The sequence below is a fragment of the Idiomarina sp. OT37-5b genome (assembly GCF_002968395.1).
In the GTDB taxonomy this organism is placed as follows: domain Bacteria; phylum Pseudomonadota; class Gammaproteobacteria; order Enterobacterales; family Alteromonadaceae; genus Idiomarina; species Idiomarina aquatica.
This window is the reverse complement of the sequence record NZ_CP027188.1, coordinates 1992501-2008383: the sequence shown is the minus strand read 5'-3', so window position 1 is coordinate 2008383 and position 15883 is coordinate 1992501. Positions and strand designations below refer to the sequence as shown.

General features: G+C 49.0%; 23 protein-coding genes and 1 rRNA gene (1 of these 24 running past the window's edge). 18 read left to right on the top strand and 6 right to left on the bottom strand.

Annotated elements, in window-relative coordinates:
- Positions 1-8 precede the first annotated feature (8 nt).
- From C5610_RS09505 to C5610_RS09485, 5 genes are read right to left on the bottom strand one after another with little or no spacing between them, the layout of a single operon-like run.
- Positions 9-278 (bottom strand): K+/H+ antiporter subunit F, encoded by a 270-nt coding sequence (locus tag C5610_RS09505; protein WP_105306954.1) that lies wholly within the window; start codon positions 276-278, stop codon positions 9-11.
- Positions 272-760 (bottom strand): Na+/H+ antiporter subunit E, encoded by a 489-nt coding sequence (locus C5610_RS09500; protein WP_105306953.1) that lies wholly within the window; start codon positions 758-760, stop codon positions 272-274. The genes C5610_RS09505 and C5610_RS09500 overlap by 7 nt, the downstream gene beginning before the upstream one ends.
- Positions 753-2276 carry a monovalent cation/H+ antiporter subunit D gene (locus C5610_RS09495; protein ID WP_105306952.1) on the bottom strand — a complete coding sequence of 508 codons (1524 nt, stop codon included), beginning with the start codon at positions 2274-2276 and terminating at the stop codon, positions 753-755. Before C5610_RS09495 ends, C5610_RS09500 begins: the two co-directional genes overlap by 8 nt.
- Complete coding sequence (locus C5610_RS09490; RefSeq protein WP_105306951.1) at positions 2276-2617, bottom strand: Na+/H+ antiporter subunit C; 342 nt, start codon at positions 2615-2617, stop codon at positions 2276-2278. The genes C5610_RS09495 and C5610_RS09490 overlap by 1 nt, the downstream gene beginning before the upstream one ends.
- A complete protein-coding gene (locus C5610_RS09485) occupies positions 2617-5406 on the bottom strand; it encodes a monovalent cation/H+ antiporter subunit A (protein WP_105306950.1) in 2790 nt (929 codons plus the stop codon). The genes C5610_RS09490 and C5610_RS09485 overlap by 1 nt, the downstream gene beginning before the upstream one ends.
- A 274-nt stretch (positions 5407-5680) precedes the next feature.
- Between C5610_RS09485 and rplN the strand changes: the two genes are divergently transcribed.
- The 17 genes from rplN to rplQ all read left to right on the top strand — a co-directional run bounded on the left by rplN (position 5681) and on the right by rplQ (position 14174).
- On the top strand, positions 5681-6049 hold the full coding sequence (gene rplN, locus C5610_RS09480) for a 50S ribosomal protein L14 (protein ID WP_006956444.1): 369 nt from the start codon (positions 5681-5683) through the stop codon (positions 6047-6049).
- A 10-nt stretch (positions 6050-6059) separates the two neighbouring features.
- The gene (gene rplX, locus C5610_RS09475; protein WP_105306949.1) at positions 6060-6374 is read left to right on the top strand and encodes a 50S ribosomal protein L24; all 315 of its coding nucleotides are present in this window, start codon (positions 6060-6062) and stop codon (positions 6372-6374) included.
- Positions 6375-6394: 20 nt separating this feature from the next.
- Positions 6395-6934: a 50S ribosomal protein L5 gene (gene rplE, locus C5610_RS09470; RefSeq protein WP_105306948.1), complete on the top strand. Its 540-nt coding sequence runs from the start codon at positions 6395-6397 to the stop codon at positions 6932-6934.
- Positions 6935-6945: 11 nt separating this feature from the next.
- Entirely contained in the window at positions 6946-7251 is a 306-nt protein-coding gene (gene rpsN / locus C5610_RS09465) for a 30S ribosomal protein S14 (protein WP_105306947.1), read from the top strand.
- A gap of 26 nt (positions 7252-7277) precedes the next feature.
- On the top strand, positions 7278-7670 hold the full coding sequence (gene rpsH / locus C5610_RS09460; protein WP_105306946.1) for a 30S ribosomal protein S8: 393 nt from the start codon (positions 7278-7280) through the stop codon (positions 7668-7670).
- A 14-nt stretch (positions 7671-7684) separates the two neighbouring features.
- Entirely contained in the window at positions 7685-8218 is a 534-nt protein-coding gene (gene rplF, locus C5610_RS09455; RefSeq protein WP_105306945.1) for a 50S ribosomal protein L6, read from the top strand.
- A gap of 9 nt (positions 8219-8227) precedes the next feature.
- Positions 8228-8581, top strand: coding sequence for a 50S ribosomal protein L18 (gene rplR / locus C5610_RS09450; RefSeq protein ID WP_105306944.1), 354 nt, complete (start codon positions 8228-8230; stop codon positions 8579-8581).
- A 9-nt stretch (positions 8582-8590) separates the two neighbouring features.
- Positions 8591-9091: a 30S ribosomal protein S5 gene (gene rpsE / locus C5610_RS09445; RefSeq protein ID WP_105306943.1), complete on the top strand. Its 501-nt coding sequence runs from the start codon at positions 8591-8593 to the stop codon at positions 9089-9091.
- 6 nt (positions 9092-9097) lie between these two features.
- Positions 9098-9280 carry a 50S ribosomal protein L30 gene (rpmD, locus tag C5610_RS09440; protein WP_105306942.1) on the top strand — a complete coding sequence of 61 codons (183 nt, stop codon included), beginning with the start codon at positions 9098-9100 and terminating at the stop codon, positions 9278-9280.
- 3 nt (positions 9281-9283) lie between these two features.
- Complete coding sequence (rplO, locus tag C5610_RS09435) at positions 9284-9718, top strand: 50S ribosomal protein L15 (protein WP_105307780.1); 435 nt, start codon at positions 9284-9286, stop codon at positions 9716-9718.
- Positions 9719-9723: 5 nt separating this feature from the next.
- Positions 9724-11052 (top strand): preprotein translocase subunit SecY, encoded by a 1329-nt coding sequence (secY, locus tag C5610_RS09430; protein ID WP_105306941.1) that lies wholly within the window; start codon positions 9724-9726, stop codon positions 11050-11052.
- A gap of 24 nt (positions 11053-11076) precedes the next feature.
- Positions 11077-11190 carry a 50S ribosomal protein L36 gene (rpmJ, locus tag C5610_RS09425; protein ID WP_105306940.1) on the top strand — a complete coding sequence of 38 codons (114 nt, stop codon included), beginning with the start codon at positions 11077-11079 and terminating at the stop codon, positions 11188-11190.
- Positions 11191-11310: 120 nt separating this feature from the next.
- Positions 11311-11667, top strand: a complete 357-nt coding sequence (gene rpsM, locus C5610_RS09420) for a 30S ribosomal protein S13 (RefSeq protein WP_105307779.1) — start codon at positions 11311-11313, stop codon at positions 11665-11667.
- Between the two features lie 12 nt (positions 11668-11679).
- Entirely contained in the window at positions 11680-12069 is a 390-nt protein-coding gene (gene rpsK, locus C5610_RS09415; protein WP_105306939.1) for a 30S ribosomal protein S11, read from the top strand.
- Between the two features lie 29 nt (positions 12070-12098).
- Positions 12099-12719, top strand: coding sequence for a 30S ribosomal protein S4 (gene rpsD, locus C5610_RS09410; protein ID WP_105306938.1), 621 nt, complete (start codon positions 12099-12101; stop codon positions 12717-12719).
- Positions 12720-12744: 25 nt separating this feature from the next.
- Positions 12745-13734 carry a DNA-directed RNA polymerase subunit alpha gene (locus C5610_RS09405; RefSeq protein WP_105306937.1) on the top strand — a complete coding sequence of 330 codons (990 nt, stop codon included), beginning with the start codon at positions 12745-12747 and terminating at the stop codon, positions 13732-13734.
- Positions 13735-13772: 38 nt separating this feature from the next.
- A complete protein-coding gene (rplQ, locus tag C5610_RS09400) occupies positions 13773-14174 on the top strand; it encodes a 50S ribosomal protein L17 (protein ID WP_105306936.1) in 402 nt (133 codons plus the stop codon).
- A gap of 49 nt (positions 14175-14223) precedes the next feature.
- Here rplQ and C5610_RS09395 read toward each other — a convergent pair whose 3' ends face one another.
- Positions 14224-15003, bottom strand: a complete 780-nt coding sequence (locus tag C5610_RS09395; RefSeq protein ID WP_158682679.1) for a hypothetical protein — start codon at positions 15001-15003, stop codon at positions 14224-14226.
- Between the two features lie 550 nt (positions 15004-15553).
- Here C5610_RS09395 and C5610_RS09390 point away from each other — a divergent pair.
- A 16S ribosomal RNA gene (locus C5610_RS09390) occupies positions 15554-15883 on the top strand (it continues 1213 nt past the right edge of the window).

Below are 15883 nucleotides of genomic sequence, written 5' to 3'. Positions count from 1 at the left end.
TTATACCCCTATTCGATAAGGTCACCGCGCAACAGAAATTTACCTGCTGCAATGGTGCCAACAAAGCCAAACATGGCGATCAATAAGGCTGCTTCGAAATACGTTTGGGTATTTTGATACATACCAAGTAACAGCAGCAGAGCCAATGAGTTAATGTAGACGGTGTCCAGTGCCAGGATCCGGTCAGGTAGATCCGGCCCCTTAATCAGTCGCCAGAAGTTCATCAGAATCGACAGGCTGAATAATAAAAAAGCGACCTGTAAGATGATGCCTAACATTCAAAAATCTCCTTTAAGCGGCGCTCATAGCGATTTCTGATGGTGTTGATTACCTGTTCCGGATCATCTTCAGAAAACGCATGGATTAATATTCCTTTGCGGCCACGAGTGATTTCACAGGAAACCGTGCCGGGCGTTAAGGTAATGGTACTGGCCAGGATGGTTACCGGAAGCTCTTCCGTCATATTCAGCGGGTAAACCAGCAACGCCGGTTTAATTGACTTCCGTCTGCCCAGTATCAGCGCCGCGACTTTAAAGTTGGCGACGATGATATCGAACAGCAAAATACAAAAATAAACAGCCGCCAAATGCGGTTTTTTAACCCGCGCAAAGGCAGGCCAGGCGTTGCGAAAAACGATGGGAATCAACAGCGAAAAGATGATCCCAAGCAATACCACACCGGCCGCGATTGAGTTAAACAACAACAACCAAATCAGTAACAAAAATAAACTTAAATAGGGCGCCGGAAAGAGTTTACTCATTGTTGCCTCCCGCTTTAGGCAAAACATGGTAAGGATAACTGTCGACATCACGTAGCTGCTCAGCCGTGGCATCGGTGTAATCGCGAATCGGCTGGGCAAACAGCGTGATCAGCAGTGACAACGATAGCAGGCTTGCTAACGCCAGCCGTTTACCCAGCGGCGCTGAATGCTCTGAGGGTTTGCCTGATAACGTGTGCCAGATCATTTTGCTACCGGCACGAGTGACGGCGACCAACATAATAAAGGTTGCGCCGATGATGGCGGCCCAGAGCCAGAAGTTATGGCCGTTGGCCGCTGCAGACTCCAGAATCATCAGTTTACTGACAAACCCGGATAACGGGGGTAAGCCTATAATTGCAATGGCTCCGATTAAAAAGAAAGTGGCGTAGGTTGAATGGTTCGCCATCTTTTTACCGGACACAATTCGTGACGCTGTTTTACCGCGTTCGTAAGCCATCAGGTCGGCAAGCAGGAACAGCGCCGCAGTGATGAAGGTTGAGTGCACCAGGTAGAACAGCGTTGCACCCGTAGTGGCGGTCGAAGACAGGCTGTAGGCAGCGACCAGCGTACCCACTGAAATCACCACCAAATACGCCACCATCAAGCGTAAATCACGGGCGGCGAGAATACCGATGGCACCCGCCAATAACGTCAGCAGCCCCATGACCCACAGCCAATCGTGCGCTACCAGCGCAAGTTCATTGGCATCGGCGCCAAAAATCAATGAGTAAACCCGAATGATGGAATAGACGCCGACTTTGGTCATAATGGCAAACAACGCAGCAACCACACCGGTGGTGGTTGAGTAAGCCTGTGGTAACCAAAAATGCAACGGCAGAATGGCGGCTTTCAGGCCAAAAACAATCAGTAACATCAATGAGCCGGCCTTCGCGAGAATGGCTTCATCACCGCTTAACGACTGTATTTTAACGGCCATATCGGCCATGTTGAGCGTGCCGGTGACCCCATAAAGCGTGCCGATACTGATCAGGAATAGGGCGGAACCCAGCAGGTTAAGTAATACATAGTGCAAGGTTGCGCGCACGCGGAACTTACCGCCGCCATGCATCATCAGTGCATAGGATGAAATCAGCAAGACTTCGAAGAAGACGAACAGGTTAAAAATATCGCCGGTCGCAAAGGCGCCCATAATGCCCATAATTTGAAACTGGAACAGGGCCTGGAAGTGCGAACCCAGGTTGTCTTCTGCATAGCAGCCGTAGACCAATACCGGTAACGCGAGAACCGCCGTCAGCAACATCATTAACGCACTGAGGCGATCGACCATAAGGACGATACCAAAGGGCGCTTCCCAGTTGCCGAGCAGATATACCAGCATTTCCTGCTGATTAACATCGATCAGTAAAAATACGGTGCTGACCAGGGTGAGTATGCTGGCTATTAAACCGATAGCACGGCGCTTAGGCTGTGGTCGACTACCCCAGGGCAAAAGCTGCAGTAATGCCGTAAACAGCGGAATCAATATCGGTAAAATGGCTAAGTGTTGCTGTAACATCAGCGTTTACCCTCCGCATCGCTGTCCGTGTCGCTGACCTCATCCGTACCGACTTCGCCACGTGTACGGACCGCCAGAATGATCGAGTAAGCGGTCATGGCAAAACCGATGACAATAGCGGTCAATACCAATGCCTGTGGCAGTGGATCGGCATAACTGTCTTTTGTACCAAGGATGGGCGCACCGTCAATGGTGAGCCGCCCGGTGGAGAACAGGAACAGGTTGACGGCATAAGATAGCATCGTAATACCTACCACGACCGGGAAAGAACGGCCGCGTAAAATTAAAAACACACTACAGGCAGTTAAAATGCCAACAGTTACCGAATATAAAGTTTCCATTAATTGCCCTCGTACGTTGGACGGTGGCGAGTGGTCATCTTGCCAAAGTTACTTAAAATCATCATGGTCGCACCAATCACGGTGAGGAATACCCCCAGGTCGAACAATAAGGCGGTAGCAAACTCCCATTTACCCACCAACGGCCATTTAAGATAGGTGAACCAACTGGTCAGGAACGGCTTACTGAATAGCCAACTGCCGACCCCGGTCAATGCCGCGATCATCACACCAATTGACATCAGTGACTGGTAATTCACGTTGAAGCGATCCTTAACCCAGTCGACCCCGTTCGCGATGTATTGCAGGATCATTGCTGACGCAGCGATAAGCCCGGCAATAAAGCCGCCACCCGGCAGGTTATGGCCACGCAGGAAAATATACACCGCAACCATCATTGCCATTGGCAACACCAAATTGGCGACATTCGTGAGCATCAGCGGATGCTTAATGCGGTGCCATGGACGCCCATCAACATCACTGGACGGCATAAAGGGTTTCAGTTTGTTCAGTAGCTTATGGATACCCGCTGCTGCAATCGCCAATACCGTGATTTCTCCTAACGTATCAAAACCCCGGAAGTCGACCAGAATGACGTTGACGACGTTCGTGCCGCCACCGCCGGTTTTGGCGTTAGCAATAAAGAAGTCAGAGATGGTTTCTGCCGGCGACGTTAAGATGGCAAAATTCAGCGTGGCGACGATGCCACCGATGAAGCTGGCGATGATAATATCGCGAAATACCCGGTGTCCACTGGAGGCTCGCGCGGTTTTCTGAGGCATAAAGAACAGCGCCAGAATCATCAGGATGATGCTAACCACTTCCACCACCAGCTGTGTCATGGCCAGATCCGGTGCTGAGAAGTGCGCAAACGAAAGCGATACCATCAACCCGACCACCGACAGCATCATCAGCATAACAAAGCGGTTGCGGTGCATCGTTGCGGTTGCAAAAGCGGCAATGATCAGCACCATCGCGCCCACCATAGAAACCATGTCGATGGGTTGTTGAGCTTTGCTGCCGGTCAACATACTGATATCGACCAGCGACGGCAGCATCACAACAATGACACTAATCAGCACAAAGGCGATGTAACGCTGCAACGACCCGGTGTCGAGACGATCAAATAAACGGCTGGCCGCATCACTGACACGTTGCACAATGCGTTCAAAGTTATGTTTCGCATCCTGGCCGTCAAATTGGCGATTGAACGTAAACAACTGATCACGGGCGGCGTAGATAAGAATCCCCGCTACAACGGCAACAAAACTCATCAACAATGGCAGATTAAAGCCATGCCACAGCGATAGCTTAACCGCCACACTTTGCGCAAGCACGGCACTTGACGCACTGTCGAGGATGCCGGATACCATAGTCATTGGCGCTAAACCAATGGCGATACAGAACACCGCCAGCAGGGCAACCGGTGCCGACATCATGCGCGGCGGATCATGAGGCTTCTTGGGTAACGGCTTGTATTCTCCGTTAAAGAACACATCGTGAATAAAACGAATTGAGTAGGCTACCGATAGTGCAGCGCCCACCGTCGCTAAAATTGGGACAAACCAGGATAGGCCTCCGAACAAATGCTGTTGTACAGCCTGATCGAGGAACAGCTCCTTGGACATAAAGCCATTGAACGGCGGAATGCCTGCCATAGCCGCGGCAACGATCATGGCGAGTGTTGCGGTGACCGGCATCAGCCCCATAAGTCCTTGTAACTTACGCATATCGCGCGTGCCGCTTTCGTGGTCGATAATACCGGCGGTCATGAACAACCCGGCTTTAAAGCAGGCGTGGTTGATGATGTGAAACAGAGCCGCGATAACGGCGCCCTCGCTGCCGATACCGAGGAGCATACAAATCAATCCCAAATGACTGACTGTCGAGAACGCCAGTAGTCCTTTCAGGTCATTTTTGAGCAGTGCAAAGTAAGCGCCGACTAACATTGTAATCAGGCCGACAATGGTAACAATGGTCAGCCATAGCTCGGTGCCGCCCATAACCGGGTGGAAGCGAGCCAGCAAGAAAATACCCGCCTTAACCATAGTTGCTGAGTGTAAGTACGCACTTACTGGCGTAGGTGCAGCCATGGCATGGGGTAACCAAAACTGAAACGGGAACTGGGCCGATTTGGTAAAGGCTCCCAGCAACAGCAAAATCAGTGCGGCCGGATAATAGGGATGATTTTTAATGGTATCGGCAGCGGCCAAAACCGCTGAGAATTCATAACTGCCGGCGATGTTACCGATGATCAGTAAACCGGCCAGCAGAGCCAGACCACCGGCGCCGGTTGTCGCAAGTGCCATGCGGGCGCCACGGCGGGCGTCACTGCTATGGAACCAGTAGCCAATCAGCAAGAAAGAAGAAATGCTGGTGAGCTCCCAGAACGCCCACATCAACAATATATTGTCAGCCATGACGATGCCAAGCATCGACGCCATAAACAGCAACAGGCAAGCGTAGAAGCGTCCTTCGTCGTCTTCCGTCGATAAGTAGTAGTGCGCGTAGCCGATAATCAACACGCCAATACCCAGAATTAAACTGACGAACAACAATGACAGACCATCCAGCCGCAAGGCGAAATTTAACCCCAGTGCGGGCAGCCATTCAACGAATTGCTTAGGTACCTCTCCCGCCAGCGTCAGAGGCGCATACTGTAGCAATACAATAATGGCGGCCAGCGGAATCGCGAGTGTCACCAGCGTCTGTATTGTGCGCGGCGTTCGTTTAAGAAATAACGGTAATAGCGCTCCAAAAAGTGGCGCCATGATAATAAAGAGTAGGTTCATAGGCTTATTATCGTTCCAGTTGCCAATGCTCAGTTATTGATTATTCGGAGCTTTTTATGTTGTGATGGGTACGAATTTACCATCCCCGCGGTTTACTGCCAACTGAATCCGAAAGCATAAAATACGCCACTTAGCTTATCTTTAGAAAAAAAGTTAGATAGCCCTACCACATCGTAATTTTATCTGTTACAATTCGCCGCCCTTTTTATAAGGGAAAAACCAAAGGCAGCACGACCCGAGAGGGTCTGTTTTTTTAACTAAGCGGGGCACTGAAATGATCCAAATGCAAACTACCCTGGACGTTGCCGATAACTCCGGCGCGCGCAGCGTACAATGTATTAAGGTTCTAGGTGGTTCGCACCGCCGTTACGCAAACATCGGCGATATCATCAAAGTTACTGTTAAGGAAGCAATTCCGCGCGGTAAGGTGAAGAAAGGTGATGTTGTGAATGCGGTGGTCGTTCGCACCAGAAAAGGCGTCCGTCGTCAAGACGGGTCGGTCATCCGTTTTGACCGCAACGCGGCTGTGTTGTTAAACAACAACCAACAGCCGATTGGTACTCGTATTTTCGGGCCGGTAACTCGTGAGCTGCGTTCAGAGCAGTTTATGAAGATTATCTCGCTGGCACCAGAAGTACTATAAGGAGTCCATTATGGCGGCAAAAATTAAACGTGATGACGAAGTAGTCGTCCTGGCAGGAAAGGACAAGGGCAAGCAAGGCAAAGTCCTAAAAGTTCTTACTGATAAAGATCGCGTGATCGTAGAAGGCGTCAACGTTGTCAAGAAACACCAAAAGCCAAATCCGGCACTTGGTGAGTCTGGCGGCATTGTTGAAACAGAAGCGCCTATCCACGTATCGAACGTAGCGATCCTTAACCCAGAGACAGGTAAAGCAGATCGTGTTGGATTTCGTATTGAAGACGGCAAAAAAGTCCGTTTCTTCAAATCGAACAACGCAATCATTTAATTCAATTTTGGAGTTTTACGATGGCGAAACTGCATGATTTTTATAAAGAATCGGTAGTTCCTGAGCTGGTTAAACAGTTCAGCTACAACAGCGTCATGCAAGTCCCTCGGATTGAGAAAATCACCCTGAACATGGGTGTTGGTGAAGCTCTGGCTGACAAAAAAGTACTTGATAATGCAGTGGCTGACTTAGAGGCAATCTCTGGTCAAAAGCCGATTCGTACTGTAGCACGCAAGTCTGTCGCCGGTTTCAAAATCCGTGAAGGCTTCCCGATTGGCTGTAAAGTAACTCTGCGCGGCGAGCGCATGTGGGATTTCTTGCAACGTTTAATCTCGATTGCAATTCCACGTATCCGTGACTTCCGTGGCCTTAACCCGAAATCTTTCGATGGCCGTGGTAACTACAGCATGGGTGTTCGTGAGCAGATCATCTTTCCGGAAATCGACTATGACAAAGTCGACAAGGTACGTGGTCTGGATATCACCATTACCACAAATGCTGGCACAGATGACGAAGCTCGTGCTTTGCTAGCTGCCTTTAACTTCCCGTTCAGAAAGTAAGGTGTAGAGTTATGGCAAAACAGTCAATGAAAGCGCGTGACGTTAAGCGAGCCAAACTCGCTGCTAAGTACGCAGAAAAACGCAACGCACTGAAAGCGGTCATTAATGACGTAAATGCATCAGACGAAGAGCGTTGGGAAGCAGTTCTTAAATTGCAACAGCTCCCACGTGATGCCAGTCCGACGCGTCAACGTAACCGTTGTCGTATTACTGGTCGTCCTCATGGTTTCCTTCGTAAATTCGGCATGAGCCGTATCAAGGTCCGTGAGATGGCGATGCGCGGTGAAATTCCTGGCTTGAAAAAAGCTAGCTGGTAAGCCACGAATCACGGGAGAAAGCAAATATGAGCATGCAAGATCCAATTGCGGATATGTTCACACGCATTCGCAACGCTCAAGGTGCTAATAAAGTTACAGTGAAAATGCCTTCATCTAAGCAGAAAGTGGCTATCGCCGAAGTGCTTAAGCAGGAAGGTTTTATCGTTGGCTTTACCACCGAGAGTAATGCAAAACCTGAGCTTGAAATCGAATTGAAGTATTTCGAAGGCAAGCCAGTAATCGAATCTATCGAGCGCGTTAGTCGCCCAGGTTTGCGCATCTATAAGAAGCGCAACGAGCTGCCTAACGTGATGGGTGGTCTTGGTATCGCTGTTGTTTCAACATCGAAAGGCCTAATGACCGATCGTGCCGCTCGCCAAGCTGGTCTTGGTGGCGAAATCATCGGTTACGTAGCGTAATTAGGAGGTAGGAAATGTCACGTGTTGCTAAAGCACCCATTGAAATTCCTGCTGGCGTTGAAGTTGCGCTAAATGGCCAGGAAGTAACAGTTAAAGGTGCCCAAGGCTCACTGAGTCGCGTAGTCAATGATGCCGTTGAATTGGTAAAAGAAGACAACGAACTGCGCACTGTTGCGCGTGATGGCGTTGCTAACGCCACTGCGCAAGCAGGTACTGCGCGTGCATTATTGCAAAACATGGTGGTTGGAGTAACTAAAGGGTTTGAGCGCAAGTTACAGCTGATTGGTGTTGGTTACCGTGCGCAAGCACAAGGTAAAAAACTGAACCTGACGCTGGGCTTTTCACACCCTGTGGAGTTCGAGATTCCTGAAGGAATCACCATTGAAACTCCTTCTCAAACCGAGGTTGTCGTTAAAGGCGCAGATAAGCAGTTAGTGGGTCAAGTTGCCGCTAACATTCGCGCATACCGCAAGCCAGAGCCTTACAAAGGTAAAGGTGTACGTTATGCAGACGAGCAAGTGCGCCGTAAAGAAGCCAAGAAAAAGTAGGGTAATACGATGGACAAGAAAGCAGCTCGCTTACGTCGTGCTACTCGCGCACGTAAACAAATTAAAGCTTTGGGTGCAAAGCGACTGGTTGTACACCGTACGCCGCGTCACATTTACGCACAGTTGATCGCCCCAAACGGTTCTGAAGTGCTTGCAGCCGCATCAACGGTTGAAAAGGCAGTCCGCGACCAGCTGAAAACGACGGGTAACGTCGACGCCGCTAAAGTCGTGGGTAAAATCATCGCTGAGCGTGCGGTAGAAAAGGGCGTTACCAGCGTCACTTTCGACCGTAGTGGTTTTAAATACCACGGCCGCGTTGCTGCATTAGCAGACGCTGCGCGCGAAGCTGGACTTCAGTTCTAGGAGACGAACATGGCAAATGCAGAAGCTCAAAACGGTGAACTGATCGAGAAGTTGATTACGGTCAACCGTGTGGCGAAGGTTGTTAAAGGTGGTCGTATCTTTAGCTTCACCGCACTGACTGTAGTTGGCGACGGCAAAGGTAAAGTCGGTTTCGGTTACGGTAAAGCACGTGAAGTTCCAGCCGCTATTCAAAAAGCGATGGAAAAAGCACGCCGTAACATGGTAACCGTGCAGCTGAAAGGCGAAACTTTGCAACACCCTGTTAAAGGTCGTCACTCAGGTTCACAGGTATATATGCAACCTGCATCTGAAGGTACCGGTATCATCGCAGGTGGTGCGATGCGTGCGGTACTGGAAGTCGCAGGCGTTCATAACGTGCTGTCAAAAGCATATGGTTCAACCAACCCAATCAACGTTGTTCGTGCAACTATCAAAGCATTGAACGACATGAAATCGCCGGAGCAGGTTGCTGCGAAGCGTGGATTGCGCGTTGACGAAATACTGGGGTAGTGAACAATGGCGAAAAAGACAATCAAAGTAACACAGACGCGTAGCAGCATCGGTCGTTTACCGAAGCACAAAGCTACACTACGTGGCTTAGGTCTCCGCCGCATTGGTCACACAGTAGAGTTGGAAGACACTGCTGCAGTCCGCGGTATGGTGAACCAAGTTAATTACATGGTTAAGGTGGAGGGATAAATGATGGAATTAAACACTCTTTCTCCTGCACCTGGTGCAAAAAGCAGCAAGAAACGCGTTGGACGCGGTATTGGATCAGGTCTGGGTAAAACCGGTGGTCGTGGTCATAAAGGGCAGAAGTCTCGCTCTGGTGGCAGCGTTAAGCCAGGTTTCGAAGGCGGTCAAATGCCAATTCAGCGTCGTCTGCCTAAGTTCGGTTTCACTTCTCGCAAGGCAATGACCACTGCGGAAGTAAACTTGGCAGAGATTGCGAAAGTCGATGGTGATGTTGCTGATTTAGCAACATTGAAGGCTGCGGGCCTGATTCGTAAGAACGTGTTGGCTGTAAAAGTCATCAAGTCTGGCGAAATCACTCGCAACGTGACTGTAAAAGGTCTTAAAGTCACCAAAGGCGCTCGCGAAGCTATTGAAGCTGCTGGCGGCAAAATCGAAGGATAGAGCTCATGGCTAAACCAGGATTGGAATCAAATCGAGCGCAAGGTGGCACGTCGGAACTCAAGCGTCGCCTGTTGTTTGTATTAGGAGCGATCATCGTTTTCCGAGCGGGCTCCTTTGTGCCTATTCCTGGTATTGATGCTGCGGTTTTAGCTCAGTTGTTCGAACAGCAAAAAGACACCATCGTTGCCATGTTTAACATGTTCAGCGGTGGTGCTTTAGAACGTGCGTCAGTATTCGCACTTGGTATCATGCCGTATATTTCGGCCTCAATTATCATGCAATTGGCAACCGTGGTTCATCCACGCTTGGCAGAGCTGAAAAAAGAGGGCGAGTCGGGTCGACGTAAGATCAGTCAATATACGCGCTGGGGTACTCTGATACTGGCAACGTTCCAGTCTGTTGGGATCGCGACCGGTTTACCGAATTTGATGCCTGGGCTGGTTATTGACCCTGGTTTTGGATTCTATTTTACTGCGGTTGTGAGCCTTGTCACGGGAACCATGTTCCTGATGTGGCTGGGTGAGCAGATTACTGAGCGCGGTATTGGTAACGGCATCTCTATCCTGATTTTCGTGGGTATTGTAGCAGGGTTACCATCTGCTATCGGTCAAACATTTGAGCAAGCCCGTCAAGGTGACTTGCACTTGTTGCTGTTGTTATTAATTGGTGTGGTTGTTCTCGCAGTCACTTATTTCGTTGTTTTCGTCGAGCGTGGTCAACGTCGTATCGTTGTTAACTATGCAAAACGTCAACAAGGTCGTAAGGTCTTCGCAGCGCAAAGCACACACTTGCCATTAAAAGTGAACATGGCCGGTGTTATTCCACCAATTTTTGCATCGAGTATTATTTTGTTTCCTGGTACCATCGCAACCTGGTTCGGTTCCGGTGAAGGAATGGTCGCTGATATTTTACAACAAGTATCGATGACTTTATCTCCAGGACAGCCGCTTTATGTGTTATTATACGCGGCTGCGATCATATTCTTCTGTTTCTTCTATACCGCGTTGGTGTTTAACCCTCGCGAGACAGCAGATAATCTGAAGAAATCCGGCGCGTTTATCCCGGGCATACGCCCAGGTGAACAGACGTCGCGGTACATTGACAAAGTAATGACTCGTTTGACCCTTGCTGGTGCACTGTACATTACCTTTGTCTGTTTGGTTCCTGAGTTTATGATGATTGCGTGGAACGTTCAGTTCTACTTCGGCGGTACATCGTTATTGATTATCGTGGTTGTCATCATGGACTTCATGGCACAGGTACAGACTCATTTGATGTCACATCAATATGATTCTGTGCTGAAAAAAGCTAACCTTAAAGGCTACGGCCGCTAAGGTTGGATAGAACGGAGAGTAGCAATGAAAGTTCGTGCTTCCGTGAAGAAAATCTGTCGTAACTGTAAAATCATCAAGCGCAACGGTGTTGTGCGCGTGATTTGCAGTGATTCAAAGCATAAGCAACGACAAGGTTGATTCGAAGGAAAGGTGGGTGGCCGTTGGGTCACCCCCTTTGAAGTGTTTGCAATTCGGCATTCGGTTGAGTATCCTAACGGGCTTTTCAACTGATGCCTACAAATTATAGGAGACGTGTTAGTGGCCCGTATCGCTGGCATTAACGTTCCTGACAATAAACACGCAGTTATTGCATTAACTGCAATCTATGGTGTTGGCCGTACTCGCTCACAGGAAATCTGTGCAGCGACTGGTATTGCTGAAGACACTAAGATCGGTTCATTGTCAGAAGAGAAACTAGACGCGCTTCGTGACGCAGTTGCCAAATATGTAGTAGAAGGTGACTTACGTCGTGAAGTATCAATGAACATCAAACGGTTGATGGATCTCGGATGTTACCGTGGACTTCGTCATCGTCGCAGCCTTCCTTTACGTGGACAGCGCACTAAAACTAATGCGCGCACTCGTAAAGGTCCGCGCAAGCCAATTAAGAAGTAAGGAGATTGAGTAATGGCTAAAACACCGACTCGTTCTCGCAAGCGCGTTAAAAAGCAAGTCGCCGATGGCATGGCTCACGTGCATGCATCTTTCAATAACACCATTATCACCATCACTGATCGCCAGGGCAACGCGTTAGCGTGGGCTACTGCTGGTGGATCAGGCTTCCGTGGTTCACGGAAATCAACGCCGTTCGCTGCTCAGGTAGCGGCAGAGCGTGCAGGTGAAATGGCGAAGGAATACGGTCTGAAAAACCTGGAAGTATTTGTAAACGGTCCTGGTCCAGGCCGCGAATCATCGATTCGTGCTCTGAACGCCGTGGGATACCGCATCACAAATATTACCGATGTGACACCGATTCCTCACAACGGTTGTCGTCCGCCTAAGAAACGTCGCGTTTAAAGGCGTGAATCGATAGTTGGAGAAAGATCATGGCAAGATATTTGGGTCCTAAACTCAAGCTAAGCCGTCGTGAAGGAACAGATTTGTTCCTGAAAAGCGGCGTACGCGCAATCGATTCTAAATGTAAGATCGAAACTGCACCTGGACAACACGGCGCCCGTCGCGGTCGTCTGTCGGACTACGGTGTGCAGTTGCGCGAGAAGCAAAAAGTTCGTCGTATGTACGGCGTACTAGAAAAGCAATTCCGTAACTACTACAAAGAAGCCGCTCGTCTGAAAGGCAATACCGGTGAGAACCTGTTGCAGTTGCTTGAACAGCGTTTGGATAACGTAGTTTATCGCATGGGCTTTGCGTCTACACGCGCAGAAGCTCGCCAACTGGTCAGCCACAAGGCTGTGGTTGTAAACGGTCAAGTTGTTAACATTCCATCGTTCAAGGTTCGTCCTGAAGATGTTGTTTCAGTACGTGAGAAAGCTAAAAAGCAGGCACGTATTGCAGCAGCACTGGAATTGGCTGAGCAACGTGAGAAGCCAGTTTGGTTAGAAGTAGACGGCAACAAGATGGAAGGTCAGTTCAAACGTCTTCCAGAACGTAGCGACTTGTCTGCTGAAATTAACGAACAGTTGATCGTAGAGCTTTACTCTAAGTAAAGCTTAAGCATAGAGAGAGGACACAATGCAGGGTTCTGTTACCGAATTCCTAAAGCCGAGGTTAGTCGACATCGAGCAAGTTAGCCCGACTCATGCCAAGGTGACACTGGAGCCTCTAGAGCGTGGCTTTGGTTACACCTTAGGTAATGCGTTACGTCGTATTCTATTGTCGTCAATGCCAGGCTGTGCAGCGACTGAAGTGGAAATCGACGGCGTACTGCACGAGTACAGCAGTAAAGAGGGCGTACAGGAAGACGTCATCGAAATTTTGTTGAACCTGAAAGGACTGGCAGTCAGCCTGGAAGGTAAAGACGAAGCGACGTTGACCTTGAACAAATCCGGTGCAGGTCCTGTAACCGCAGGCGATTTCCAGCACGACGGTGATGTTGAAATCGTAAATCCTGAGCACGTTATCTGTCACCTTACCGGTGAGAGTGAGTTTAACATGCGTGTTAAAATCGAACGTGGTCGTGGTTATGTTCCTGCGTCATCTCGTCAGTCTGAAGACGATGATGAACGTCCAATCGGTCGTCTCCTGGTTGATGCGTCATTCAGCCCTGTTGAGCGTATTGCTTACAGTGTTGATGCGGCTCGTGTCGAGCAACGCACCGACTTGGATAAGCTGGTTATCGATATGGAAACTAACGGCACGTTAGATCCAGAAGAAGCTATCCGCCGCGCGGCAACCATTCTGGCTGAACAGCTGGAAGCGTTTGTAGAGCTTCGTGATATCAGCGAGCCGGAAGAGAAAGAAGAGAAGCCGGAGTTTGATCCAATTCTGCTTCGTCCGGTAGACGATCTTGAGTTAACTGTTCGTTCTGCGAACTGCCTCAAGGCAGAAGCAATTCAGTACATTGGTGATTTAGTACAGCGTACTGAGGTTGAGCTATTGAAAACGCCTAACCTTGGTAAGAAATCGCTGACCGAAATCAAAGACGTGCTAGCATCACGTGGACTGTCTCTGGGCATGCGCCTTGAGAACTGGCCACCCGCTAGCCTCGTTGATAACGACTAAGTCATCTTAGTAATTGATATACTGAGAAGGGTATAGGTATGCGCCATCGTAAGAGTGGTCGTCAACTAAATCGCAATAGCAGCCATCGTCAAGCGATGTTCCGCAACATGGCTAGCTCTCTGGTGCGTCACGAAATCATTAAGACGACGTTACCAAAAGCGAAAGAGTTGCGTCGCGTAGTAGAGCCATTAATCACAATGGCGAAACAAGACAGCGTTGCAAACCGTCGTTTGGCGTTTGCACGCACTCGTGATAAAGAAGTTGTAGGCAAGTTGTTTAATGAACTTGGTCCGCGTTATGAACAGCGTCCAGGCGGTTACACTCGCATTATGAAGTGTGGCTTCCGTGCTGGCGATAACGCTCCTATGGCTTACATCGAGTTAGTCGATCGACCAGAAGTTGAAGAAGCAGAAGTTGTTGAAGAAGCAACAGCGGAATAAGCTTTTAAACGATTAAAAAAGCCGGCTTTTGCCGGCTTTTTTGTTTTCATCAATGACCATTCTCGTATACGGCAGCAAGCTGCTGTTCTGTTATATAGCCCTGTTCTTTAAACCATTCCATTTCTTCCCGGGTTACACCGCTGGATTTAGCCTGATTGATAAAGGCACTCCATTGTTCTGAACTTGTTGCCGGAACCGTTTGCGGGCTTTGTTCGCTGTCGGTGAAAAAATCACGTACCGCGTAGAAAATAGTTTGTGCGGAATCTGGAATTTGAGTAACGGCATTGACCAGAGCATCAAAGAATTCCGTCGGTGAGCTAAGCGCCGCCGAACGCACGATTGAACCACTGAAATCAGGTTCTGTGGTTATGGCAACTCGAATAATACTGTCTAACTTTTCCGGTGCGTGCTGAGCTGCAACCGCAACAATATCGTCGATATAGGCGGGCTCGGCTTCAATGGCCATGCGTACAATTTGTTCGCAATCATCAGGCGCAACACTCAGCGCCGTATCCAAAACATCGGTGGTAAGTGCTGGTTCACTACGAATGACGGCTCGGCTGATAACGGCAATTCGCTTTGGATGTTGCTGATAGGCCGCAAGTAGAATCTGTTCGACATCCTGTGGGTAGTGAGTAGTAAGAATGCGCACAGTGCGAATAATCGAAAAGTTTTGATTTAGGTGATCGCGAATAACGCTTTCATAGGTTTCGATTTTCTTTTGCTCAGTAGCGGGTAATAACTTAATGTAGCTGATCAGCTCATCGCCTTGCGATGTCGCTACCGTCGCGGCGTGACCCGGTAACGAGAGCACTGTACTACTAAACATGAGTGTTGCACCAATGAAGGTGATCCCAACTCGGTTTGTTAGCGCCATTTAACCCCCGGCAAAACATTGCTGTTATGGTGAGTAACGGATGATAATTATTATTGTGTCTTCTATTAGTCACTCAAACATAGCATGAGTTCCCTAATAATATACAACCCATTAACAAAATTGATGAGAAAGTCATCAATATTAAAAAAATGAAAAAAAGTGCTTGCAAGGCGAGATAAGATCTCTATAATTCGCCGCCGTTGTCAGGGAGAAAGCCGCACGCGAGACGAGTAGCCGGCTTCCGACAACGAAAGAAAAAAGAGTTATCAAAAAGCAGAAAAAAGCGCTTGACGATAACGAAAAGGGATGTAAAATACGCGTCCCTGCTTCGGAAAGAAGCAACGCTCTTTAACAATATATCAAGCCAAGCAAACTGTGTGGGCACTTGCAAAAGTTAAGCAAAACGAACTATGTATTGCAACTTTTGAATGAGTGTTCAGCAAGGTTTCAAATTTGAAGCTAAGCAAAAACGCGTAATTCATTGAGTTGATTGAACTACTTTTAATTGAAGAGTTTGATCATGGCTCAGATTGAACGCTGGCGGCAGGCCTAACACATGCAAGTCGAGCGGTAACAGGAAGAAGCTTGCTTCTTTGCTGACGAGCGGCGGACGGGTGAGTAATACTTGGGAACTTGCCTCTAGGCGGGGGACAACCACTGGAAACGGTGGCTAATACCGCATAATGTCTACGGACCAAAGTGGGGGACCTTCGGGCCTCACACCTAGAGATGGGCCCAAGCGGGATTAGCTAGTTGGTGAGGTAACGGCTCACCAAGGCGACGATCCCTAGCTGTTCTGAGAGGATGATCAGCCACACTGGGACTGAGACAC